The following is an 11,616-nucleotide window of genomic DNA, read 5'->3' as shown; positions in this document are numbered from 1 at the left end:
TAGCAAGCGATTATTGACGGCGGTATTGTCCGGTTAAAGATGTTTATAATGGCCGGACATCTCTTCCCAAATAGAACTAAGATAAAGAACCCGCCACTGAATTTTTTCTATTCGGGAAAAAAATCAGTGGCGGCTAAAAGGCACGACCAAGCATGTCAACTTGCATTACCCTGCCGATACGCCAGCGCTACCGTCAATGATTGCGCCAAACACAAGGTTGCAGACTGAGAGCGGAATGCATCAACCTGCGCTTCCTTCACCACAAAGCAAACATCACTGAAACTGGCGAGTGGGCTAATTTGGCTATCAGTAATCACAATTTGTTTTGCACCTGCTTGTGCGGCTTTTTCACTGACCATCACCGTTTCTTCGGCATACGGTGTAAAACTGATGGATACCACGACATCTTTAGGGCCAATCATATTCATTTGCTCGCGGAACATACCACCTAAACCATCAATTAGCAGGGGACGGCATTCCAGATGACTGAGGGCATAGGCAAGATATGACGCGACACTGAAAGAACGGCGCAGGCCGATAATATAAATATTGTGGGCATTCGCCAGTAAACTCACTGCCTTATTCAAATCTTCTGCGGGTGTGCGGGCTGCGAGTTGCTGCATGGCCTGAGCATTGGAATGGGCAAATTCCTGCAAAATATACTGAGGCTCTTCCGGTACTTGATGATCGTTATCCAGTTCTTTGAACAACCGCGCCCGATCGGTATAACTGGCTGTTTCCTCCACTAAATTCATGCGAAACAATTGTTTCATTTCATTGAATCCACTGAAATTAAAGGCATTGGCAAAGCGGATCAATGTAGAAGGTGGAACATTGGCCTCTTTTGCAATAACAGCGACAGTATCAAATGCGACACTATTGGTATTATCCAGTACATATCTTGCAACTTGTTGTAACCGCTTACTTAATTCATCGTAACGGGATCGTACTTGTTCTTGAAGTTCATTCAGATTAGACGCAGCAGACATCATGCCCCCATAAAGAAATTGTAATGAAATGGATAAGTTATTCATCCTCAGGCCATTATGCTTGATGCAGGTGAAGATGCTCGCAAGTTGCCACTGTGTAATGAATGTAATTGCATAAAAATAGCGTGTTGATCACATTAATTAAAGAGTATTCCAAATTCAATTGAAAATGAAATATATATTTCATATATCTGTATCACCATGATTCACACCTGTAATTCAATCGTAACTTGCTGGTTCAAACGTAATTAGTTCAATAGCAATTGTATTTAGAGAGGCTCAGAATGGAACAGATTAAAAATTTTATTGGCGGACAACTTGTTGATAGTCAAAGTGATCGTATTTCACTCATTTTCAATCCAGCTACAGGGCAGAAGATTAGACAGGTTGCCTTGAGCACAGTCCAGGAAACTGAGGATGCCATTGAATCTGCCCATCTGGCCTTTAAAGAATGGTCACAAACCTCTCCATTGAAACGTGCCCGGATCTTGTTCAAATTCAAATCATTACTTGAAGAAAACCGGGACAGGTTGGCAAGGCTGATTTCTGAGGAGCATGGAAAAATCTATTCTGATGCTGTGGGGGAATTGATGCGTGGCCTTGAAGTGGTCGAATTTGCCTGTGGGATACCTCATCTGCAAAAAGGGGAACACTCTGCCAATGTAGGGACGGGAGTTGATAGCCACTCCCTGATGCAACCATTGGGCGTCTGTGTCGGTATCACGCCATTTAACTTTCCTGCGATGGTGCCAATGTGGATGTTCCCCATTGCATTGGCGACGGGAAATACCTTCGTCCTGAAACCATCTGAAAAAGATCCATCTCTTTCGATTGAACTGACGAAATTATTACAGCAAGCCGGTTTGCCAGATGGCGTGTTCAATATCGTGCATGGGGATAAAGAGGCGGTTGATGTGCTACTGACCGATCCTCGCATTCAGGCGGTGAGTTTTGTTGGCTCAACCCCGATTGCGGAATATGTCTATGCTACAGCATCAGTGCATGGCAAACGTTGTCAGGCATTGGGAGGTGCGAAGAACCACAGTGTCTTGATGCCGGACGCGGATATGGATATGGCCGCGAATGCCATCATGGGGGCAGCTTTTGGTGCAGCCGGAGAACGCTGTATGGCATTGTCTGTTGTACTGGCGGTTGGGGATGAGATTGCAGACAAATTAGTAGAAAAGCTCCAGCATCAAATCGGCCATATGTCTGTTGGTATCGGTATTACTGAAGGAAAAGAAAACGATATGGGACCAGTGATTTCCCCGCAGCATAAGGCAAAAATCTGTGACTACATTCGTAGTGGCGTAGAGCAGGGCGCAAAATTGCTGGTGGATGGGCGAGGATATCAGGTAGCCGGTTATGAAAATGGTTATTTTGTGGGGCCGACACTATTTGATTATGTCACGCCAGAGATGAAAATTTATAAAGAAGAGATCTTCGGCCCCGTTCTTGCTGTTGTCCGCGTACCTGACTATGACACTGCATTGAAATTAGTTAATCACCATGAATATGGCAATGGGGCGGCAATTTTTACCTGTGATGGCGAAACCGCCCGCCAATTTAGTGAAGACGTGCAAGCCGGTATGGTTGGGGTGAATATTCCCATTCCAGTGCCAATGGCATTTCATAGTTTCGGTGGCTGGAAGCGTTCCATTTTTGGGCCACTGAATGTACACGGTAATGATGGTGTGCGCTTTTATACCCGCATGAAAACCGTCACCAGCCGTTGGCCTGCCAGCGTATGTTTGGAACATCATGATAGCCATTTTGTGATGCCAACGATGGAGTAGCTATTTTATGAAAAACAGATCAACGAATACGCAGAAAATGACGATGGCTCAGGCCTTGGTCAAATTCCTTAACCAGCAATATATTAATGTTGATGGGGAAGAGTATCCTTTTATTCGGGGTATCTTCACGATATTTGGTCACGGTAATGTGCTGGGATTAGGGCAGGCATTGGAGCAGGAAGCAGGACACCTTCGCGTTTATCAAGGCTGTAATGAACAGGGAATGGCGCATATTGCAACGGGGTTTGCTAAACAGAAAAAACGTCAGCAGATTTTTGCCGTAACCTCTTCTGTTGGCCCCGGAGCTGCTAATATGGTAACGGCTGCCGCAACTGCAACGGCGAACCGTATTCCATTGCTGTTATTGCCGGGAGATACCTTCGCTTGTCGCCAGCCTGATCCGGTTTTGCAGCAAGTTGAACAATATAGCGATGGCACTATCAGTACCAATGATTGTTTCCGGCCAGTATCCCGTTATTGGGATCGTATTTCCCGGCCAGAGCAATTAATGACAGCCATGATTCACGCCATGCGAGTATTGACTGATCCGGCAGATACTGGCGCTGTCACAATTTGTCTTCCGCAAGATGTTCAGGGAGAAGTATGGGATTATCCGGCTTACTTCTTCCAAAAACGGGTTCACCGGATTGAACGCCGTCCCGCTTCTCTGGTGCGGGTTCAAGAGGCAATCGCACTGATTCATCGCAAGAAAAGACCGTTGTTGATTTGTGGTGGCGGAGTACGTTACTCCGAGGCTCATGCGGTTTTTTGCCACTTTGCAGAAACATTCAATATCCCGTTTGCTGAAACGCAGGCAGGAAAAAGTGCAGTTGTGGCTGCTCATCCGCTGAATTGTGGCGGAATTGGCACGACAGGTTGTTTGGCGGCGAATCAGCTTGCCAAGGAAGCCGATTTGATTATTGGTGTTGGCACACGTTTTACCGATTTCACAACGGCTTCAAAATCCCTGTTCCAACACCCGGAAGTCGAGTTCCTTACCATCAATGTAGCGGAATTTGATGCCTGTAAACTGGATGCCGTAGGTGTGCTGGCGGATGCTAGAGAAGGGCTGAATGCCATTGCACAGGAACTGACAAAAACAGCATGGTGTTCAGAGTGGCAGCAAGAAATTGTACAGGTGAAAGCCGCTTGGCAGCAGGAATTAGAACGCTTGTTTTCCATTCAATATCAGGCTGGATTCAAGCCAGAAATTACAGGGCATTTGGACGATAAACTGGAAGAGTACAGCGAAACACTGCAAACCCATCTAACCCAAACCCGCGTGCTTGGCTTGATGGATCAGTATCTGGAACCCAACGCCATCATTGTAGGGGCTGCGGGGTCTCTGCCGGGAGATTTACAGCGACTTTGGCAGCCTAAAGTGCCTGATACTTATCACCTTGAGTATGGCTATTCCTGCATGGGATATGAAATTGCCGCATCTCTGGGGGCAAAACTCGCTTGTCCAGGACAACCCGTTTACGCAATGGTTGGTGATGGTTCATATCTGATGTTGAACAGCGAATTACAAACAGCTATTCAGGAAAACATTAAGATCACCGTGCTGTTGTTTGATAATGCAGGATTCGGCTGCATCAATAACTTGCAGATGAGCCAAGGTATGGGAAGTTTTGCCACAGAAAATCGTTATCGCAATCAGAAAAACGGCACGTTGGATGGTGCTTTGATACCCGTGGATTTTGCCAAGAATGCGGAAAGTTACGGTTGCAAAAGCTATCGGGTGCATGATGAGCAACAATTGATAGCAGCTTTGCAGGATGCACAGAAGCAGCTATGTGCAACGTTGATCGATATAAAAGTACTACCCAAAACGATGACCCATGATTATGAGTCATGGTGGAGAACAGGAACCGCACAGCTTGCTGACAATCCTAAGATAACTGCATCAGCGGAAAAAATCAGGGAATACGTAGAGAAAAAAGTGCGTCAATATTAACCCTCTTAATATTGCCAAATATATCGATTCTCACATAAATCTGCTCCTCAGATGAAAGTTATATGAGCCAGTTCTAAAAAATAAAATTTTCAAATAAATCTAAATTGAAATAAATATTTTATTTGGTATGTTTTTATCCACACCAAAAGCAGACACTGAGGTATCAAGGAGCATTCATGTTCAATATTGCATTATTTGGCGCAGGGCGAATTGGGCAGGTTCATGCTGTGAACATTGCCAATCATAAAGAAACTCATCTTTATTCTGTGATAGATCCACATCTGGCAAGTGCTGAAGCATTGGCACAGCAATATCAGACCAAAATACAGGCCACTGAAGAAGCGATGTCAGATCCTGATGTTCATGGTGTCTTGATTGCATCAGCGACGGATACTCATGCCGATCTGATCGAATTGGCAGCTCGGCACAATAAAATGATTTTCTGCGAGAAACCGATTCATCTTGATCTTGAACGGGTTCACCAGTGCCTTGCAACGGTAAGAGCATGTCAGGTTCCTCTATTTGTCGGGTTTAATCGCCGTTACGATCCGCAATTTCGTCGGCTGAAAAACCTGCTTGATGCTGGTACGGTTGGCAAAGCAGAATCCCTGCTCATTACCTCTCGTGATCCTTCCCCTCCATCCACAGATTATGTCCGTGTATCTGGTGGCATGTTCCGGGATATGACCATTCATGACTTTGATATGGCGCGTTTTATCATTGGTGAAGAACCCTGTGCTATTTATGCTCAGGGCAGCAATCTTGTTGATCCTGCCATTGGTCTGGCAGGCGACATTGATACTGCGTTTATTGTCATGAAATTCCCATCGGGGGCAATGGCGACCATCACTAACAGCCGTCGTTCTGGTTACGGTTATGATCAACGCTTGGAACTGCATGGCGAAAAAGGTCTTCTGACAGTCGGAAATATTAAAGAAAACAGTGTGGAGTTCTGGGGAAAAGATGGCTGTACCGCAGCCAAGCCAGAGTATTTCTTCTTGCAACGTTACCGTGACGCATACATCGCGGAATGGAGTCATTTTGTTGATGTTATGGCTGGCAGGGCAACTCCAGAAACCAGCGGCATTGATGGGGAACGGGCTTTATATCTCGCAGACAAGGCGCTTGAATCCTTGCAATCCGGTAAAGAAGTCAAACTATAACTATAAGATTCAATAAAATCATTGCTGGAACATTTATTTCATAAAAACAATTATTTCATAAAAACAACATGTTTGCTCCAGCATTCATAATAACCATAACCGCGGCAGACCGTTTCTATGCCCAATAGATTTTGAAGTATGGCGTGACGCTAAGGGATCGGATTCTCAGGTGTATCGTTATTTCCACAAAATAAGAACAGGAAGATTGTTTTCAATAAGTGGAGGGATATATGTCATCTTTTCTTTCTTTTATTGGTTTTACCTTGCTGGTAGCGGGGTTTGCTTATTACAAAACGCGAAACAAACATTTAAGTGATTCTACCGAAGGTTATTTTCTTGGTGGGCGTTCCCTGACCGGAATATATATTGGCAGCTCCATGTTACTAATGAATCTGTCTACAGAACATTTGGTTGGCTTAAATGGATTGGCGTTTAAAACCGGATTTATTGTTATGGCTTGGGAAGTGATTGCAGCTTTAACTATTGTCTTATTTGCCATTTACTTCTTACCAAAATATCTGAAATTAGGCATTTCAACTATTCCAGAATATCTTGAACGCCGGTTTGATAAAAACACTTTACTGATTACATCAATTCTATTTTTGGCAATGTATGTGATCTCATTATTACCTATTGTTCTGTATACAGGAGCGATTGCTCTGGAAAGCTTGTTTCAGGTTACCCAAGTTTTTCAGATCGATAAAACCACCGCGCTCTGGATGATGGTTTGGGGAATGGGAGGGCTTGGGGCGGTTTACGCAATCTTTGGTGGGATCAAAGCGATTGCGGTTGCCGATACCATTAATGGTGTTGGCTTGATTGTGGGCGGCTTGATGGTAACTGTGTTTGCCTTATTGTACGTAGGGGATGGCAGTGCATGGAAAGGTTTAACTGATGTCTATCAGGCTCATCCAGAGAAATTCAATTCTATTGGCAGTGAAGACTCACTTGTGCCATTTTCGACCCTGTTCACGGGGCTGATTGTCTCCAACATGTTCTTTTGGTGTACTAATCAATCCATTGTACAAAAAGCATTGGGTGCCAAGAATCTGGCGGAAGGGCAAAAAGGCGTAATGCTGTGCGCCTTATTCAAGCTCATCATTCCTTCCATCATTATTTTACCGGGGATAATTGCATTCCATATTTTCGGTGGCCAAATAGATAATCCAGATAATGCTTACCCTGCATTGGTGCAACTGGTATTGCCCAAAGTTCTGGTTGGTTTCTTTGCTGCGGTTGTTGTGGGAGCTGTATTCTCGACATTCAGTGGTGGCCTGAATTCTTCCGTAACATTATTTACCGTCAACATCTACAAGCCTCGGATCAATCCAAATGCCACTGAAGCGCAGACTGTGGCTGTAGGTAAATATTTAGGGATCGGGCTCGCACTGGCAACAATGATTATTGCCCCACTTGTCGCTAATGCGCCTGATGGTTTGTTCTATCTTATCCAGCAGCTACAGGGTATTTTCAACGCTCCGATCCTCAGTGTGGTTCTGGTTGGGTTGATGACAAAACGTGTTCCCCCGATCGCAGCAAAATTGGGGCTGTTGTTCGGCATGTTGGCTTACATCATTTGCAACTTTATCCTGAACATTAATATTCACTTCTTCCATCTAGTTGGCGTTCTGTTTGTCCTGAATATCATCTTCATGTTGGCGATTGGTTATTTATTCCCTGCCGAGTCTTATCAAGAAGTGTATACAGAACAGGTGGATATTACTCCTTGGTCGATGGTGAAACCGATGGGATGGCTCATTACATTGGCTGCTATCTCCATGTATGTTTTCCTTGCCGAGAACGTGCCAGCTTATGTGATGGCTCTTTACTATGCATTTGTAGCCATCATTCTGAGTTATATCTTCTATCAGATAATTAAACTCTGATGTTCAAAAAAATCAAAGACTTAAAGAAATGCACCCTAATCCGGTAAGAGGTGAATCATGGAGCAGCATAGAAAGTTTGATGTTATCTGCATGGGACGTATCGCGGTTGATTTGTATGGTCAACAAATTGGTTCCCGTCTGGAAGATATGGGAAGCTTTTCAAAATATTTAGGTGGTTCTTCGGGAAATGTCGCCTATGGAACCGCGCGCCTGGGATTAAAATCCTCAATGTTGGCAAGGGTTGGCGATGAACATATGGGGAGTTTTCTGCGTGAAGAGTTGGAGTGGGCAGGCTGTGATACCAGCCATTTAATCACCGACAAAGAACGGCTGACAGCTTTGGTTTTACTCGGTATTAAGGATAATGAAACTTTCCCGCTGATCTTTTATCGCGATAATTGTGCTGATATGGCGATCACCCGAGATGATTTCAGCGAAGACTATATTGCATCTGCCCGTTGTTTGGCGATCACCGGAACCCATCTTTCCCACCCGCAAACTCGTGATGCTGTCTTGACTGCACTGCAATATGCCCGCCGCAATGGTGTTAAAACCGTCATTGATATCGATTATCGTCCGGTATTGTGGGGATTGACTTCACTTGGCGACGGAGAAACTCGCTATATCGCCTCAGAACAAGTGACAGCGCAATTGCAGGAAGTGCTTTCCCTGTTTGATCTGATCGTGGGGACGGAAGAAGAGTTTCATATTGCTGGTGGCTCTACGGATACTGTCGAAGCCTTACGTCGAGTTCGGGAATTGACGGCGGCAACATTGGTTTGCAAACGTGGCGCTTTGGGATGTTCGGTATTTATTGCCAATATCCCCGACACCTTGGATGAAGGGATTACCGTACAGGGCATCAAGGTAGAAATCTTGAACGTTTTGGGAGCGGGTGATGCCTTTATGTCTGGCTTATTGCGTGGCTACCTTAATCACGAAAGCTGGGATCAAGCTTGCATCTATGCCAATGCTTGTGGGGCTTTGGTTGTCTCCCGTCATGGTTGTGCACCCGCTATGCCAGATAAAACGGAATTGGATAATTATTTAATGCGGGCGACAGAAATACCACATCCCGATTTAGATTCACATCTCAACCATTTGCATCGGATTGGCAGCCGTCACAAACAATGGGATGAATTATATGTCATGGCATTTGACCACCGCACCCAGTTTGCCGAAATGGCATGCAAGGTAAACGCAAGTCTCGATCGAATTCCGCAACTGAAAAAACTCCTTTTCCGCGCTAGTCAGGAAGTCAGCACAGAAGCCCATTTGGAAGGAAAAGCCGGAATATTGTGTGACAGCAGTTTCGGTCAAGATGTACTGAATGCCGCAACAGGGAAGGGGTTATGGATTGGCCGTCCAATTGAACTGCCCGGTTCTCGACCGCTTTGCCTTGAACATGATGATATTGGTTCTCAGCTGGTGAGTTGGCCACGGGAACATATCGTGAAATGCTTAGTGTTTTTTCATCCAGAAGATGACCATCCATTACGTCTGGAACAGGAAAAAACCATACAGGAAGTCTATGCTGCCTGTTGCCAATCCGGTCATGAGTTGTTGCTGGAAGTTATTTTGCCAGTAGACATGCCCCATTCTGATGAGTTTTACCTGCGTGTGCTCCAGCGTTTTTATAATCTTGGCATTAAGCCAGACTGGTGGAAATTACCACCAATGCAATCTGCCACTTGGGATCAAATCTCTGTATTGATTAAACAGCGTGATCCTCATTGCCGTGGGGTTGTGATCCTTGGCCTCGATGCCCCAGAAACGATTTTGAAGGCCAGTTTCAATGCGGCGGCAGGTAAATCAATCGTCAAAGGTTTTGCTATTGGAAGAACATTGTTCTGTCAGCCGTCATTGCAATGGTTGGCGGGAGAAATTGATGAGGAAACGCTTATTCTGAAAATAAAAACTAACTATCACAATCTGATTAGCTACTGGCGCCAACGTGGATAGAAAAACGATAGAAAAACAAATTATTAACTTTTTTCATCTTACAGGAGAACTCTAATGGCTGTTCAACTTGGCATCAACCCCCTGACATGGACCAATGATGATTTACCGTCTTTAGGTGCTGAAGCATCGTTGGAAACTTGTCTGACAGAAGGAAGACAGGCAGGATTTGCGGGTTTTGAACTAGGCAATAAATTTCCTCGTAAGGCGCAAATTTTGGGGCCTATTCTGGCTGCCCATGATTTGAAACTGGTGTCTGGCTGGTATTCCGGAGAACTGCTGGCTCGCAGTGTTGAAGGAGAAATTGCCGCAGTTCAGCCGCATTTGACCTTGTTGCGTGAATTGGGTGCCACTGTAATGGTGTTTGCCGAAGTGACACATTGTATTTATGGCAATCAGGATAAGCCAGTTCATCTTCGTCCAGTGTTTCCGACAAGGTGCTGGAAAGAATATGGCGAAAAACTGACAGAGTTTGCCCGTTATACTCAGTCACAAGGAGTACAGATTGCGTATCACCATCACATGGGGACTGTGATCGAAAGTGCAGACGATATTGATAACCTAATGGAAAATACGGGTAAAGAAGTTGGTTTGTTATTGGATACAGGGCACCTGACCTTTGCGGGAGATGATCCATTGGCAGTAGCAGAACGTTGGTGTGCACGCATTAATCATGTGCATTGCAAAGACATTCGTCCAGACGTATTAAAAGATATCAAAAACCGTAAAACCAGTTTCCTTGATGCTGTATTGAACGGTGTTTTTACCGTACCAGGAGATGGTTGCGTCGATTATCCAGCCATTTTTGAGATCTTGAAAGCGAATAACTATAACGGTTGGTTGGTGGTTGAAGCAGAACAAGATCCTGCTGTTGCCCATCCACTGACTTATGCCACGATGGGATATCGCAACTTGCATAAGTTTGCCAAAGAGGCAGGATTGGTTTAAACGCGGAGATTGGGAGGTCAAATGTCTAATTTATTATTAAAACATCCGCTATTGTCAAAATACCAGGCACCGGATCAGGATAAACGGACACAACATATTACGCCGGAAATAGCCAACTGGGGGCATGTTCACTTTGCTGTTTATGAACTGAATGCGGAGGAATCGATTATTTTACCCGCCTCAGAAAATGAAACCTGTTTGGTGCTGGTGGCAGGAAAAGCTACGATAGTAGCGCCTCAGCAACGGTTTGAAAAAATTGGGGAGCGCATGAATCCATTTGAACGCAAAAAGCCTTATGCTGTCTATGTCGCACCCGATGAAGCGATAGAAATCATTGCTGAAACCCAACTTGAATTAGCTGTATGTCAGGCGACTGTACATCAGGCGAACGGAAAAGGAAGTTATCCCACCCGTTTAATTGCGCCACAGGATATTGGAGCTGAACAGCGTGGTAATGGCTGTAATCGACGCTATGTTCACAACATTCTGCCAGAGGATCAAGCAGCGCATAGTTTATTGGTTGTTGAAGTTTATACAGATGAAGGATGTACCAGCTCCTACCCTAGCCACAAGCACGATACTGATAACGAACCACAAGAAACGTATTTGGAAGAGACTTACTACCATCGCTTGAATCCATCACAGGGTTTTTGTGTACAGCGGGTCTATACCGACGATCGTTCGTTGGATGAAACAATGGCGGTTTATGACAAGGATGTAGTGATGGTACCAAAAGGGTATCATCCCGTAGCTACTATTGCGGGTTATGACAATTACTACCTAAATGTCATGGCTGGGCCGGTTCGCAAATGGTTATTCACCTGGGAAAAAGATCATCAATGGGTTAATGGTGAAGAATATGCTGAGAAACATGCTAGCCGTTAAGCATTGCTCCCCTGGCGGGGGAGCAATAATCAT

General features: G+C 44.9%; 8 protein-coding genes. 7 read left to right on the top strand and 1 reads right to left on the bottom strand.

Annotated elements, in window-relative coordinates; genetic code table 11:
• Positions 1-155: 155 nt before the first annotated feature.
• Positions 156-989: a MurR/RpiR family transcriptional regulator gene (locus BM135_RS03615; protein ID WP_092517904.1), complete on the bottom strand. Its 834-nt coding sequence runs from the start codon at positions 987-989 to the stop codon at positions 156-158.
• Positions 990-1,273: 284 nt separating this feature from the next.
• Here BM135_RS03615 and BM135_RS03610 point away from each other — a divergent pair, with 284 nt between their 5' ends.
• The 7 genes from BM135_RS03610 to iolB all read left to right on the top strand — a co-directional run bounded on the left by BM135_RS03610 (position 1,274) and on the right by iolB (position 11,583).
• A complete protein-coding gene (locus BM135_RS03610; RefSeq protein ID WP_092517902.1) occupies positions 1,274-2,785 on the top strand; it encodes a CoA-acylating methylmalonate-semialdehyde dehydrogenase in 1,512 nt (503 codons plus the stop codon).
• A 7-nt stretch (positions 2,786-2,792) separates the two neighbouring features.
• A complete protein-coding gene (gene iolD, locus BM135_RS03605) occupies positions 2,793-4,742 on the top strand; it encodes a 3D-(3,5/4)-trihydroxycyclohexane-1,2-dione acylhydrolase (decyclizing) (RefSeq protein WP_092517900.1) in 1,950 nt (649 codons plus the stop codon).
• A gap of 176 nt (positions 4,743-4,918) precedes the next feature.
• The gene (gene iolG / locus BM135_RS03600) at positions 4,919-5,905 is read left to right on the top strand and encodes an inositol 2-dehydrogenase (protein WP_092517899.1); all 987 of its coding nucleotides are present in this window, start codon (positions 4,919-4,921) and stop codon (positions 5,903-5,905) included.
• Between the two features lie 230 nt (positions 5,906-6,135).
• Positions 6,136-7,791, top strand: a complete 1,656-nt coding sequence (locus BM135_RS03595; RefSeq protein WP_092517898.1) for a solute:sodium symporter family transporter — start codon at positions 6,136-6,138, stop codon at positions 7,789-7,791.
• Positions 7,792-7,848: 57 nt separating this feature from the next.
• Complete coding sequence (locus BM135_RS03590) at positions 7,849-9,753, top strand: bifunctional 5-dehydro-2-deoxygluconokinase/5-dehydro-2-deoxyphosphogluconate aldolase (RefSeq protein WP_092517897.1); 1,905 nt, start codon at positions 7,849-7,851, stop codon at positions 9,751-9,753.
• Between the two features lie 54 nt (positions 9,754-9,807).
• Positions 9,808-10,698, top strand: a complete 891-nt coding sequence (gene iolE / locus BM135_RS03585; RefSeq protein WP_092517896.1) for a myo-inosose-2 dehydratase — start codon at positions 9,808-9,810, stop codon at positions 10,696-10,698.
• A 21-nt stretch (positions 10,699-10,719) separates the two neighbouring features.
• Positions 10,720-11,583, top strand: coding sequence for a 5-deoxy-glucuronate isomerase (gene iolB, locus BM135_RS03580; RefSeq protein WP_092517895.1), 864 nt, complete (start codon positions 10,720-10,722; stop codon positions 11,581-11,583).
• Positions 11,584-11,616 lie beyond the last annotated feature (33 nt).

Origin of the sequence: Xenorhabdus japonica, assembly GCF_900115195.1 — a bacterium.
Taxonomy (GTDB): Bacteria; Pseudomonadota; Gammaproteobacteria; order Enterobacterales; family Enterobacteriaceae; genus Xenorhabdus; species Xenorhabdus japonica.
The sequence above is the reverse complement of the archived record's forward strand: the minus strand, read 5'-3'. Positions and strand labels throughout refer to the sequence as shown.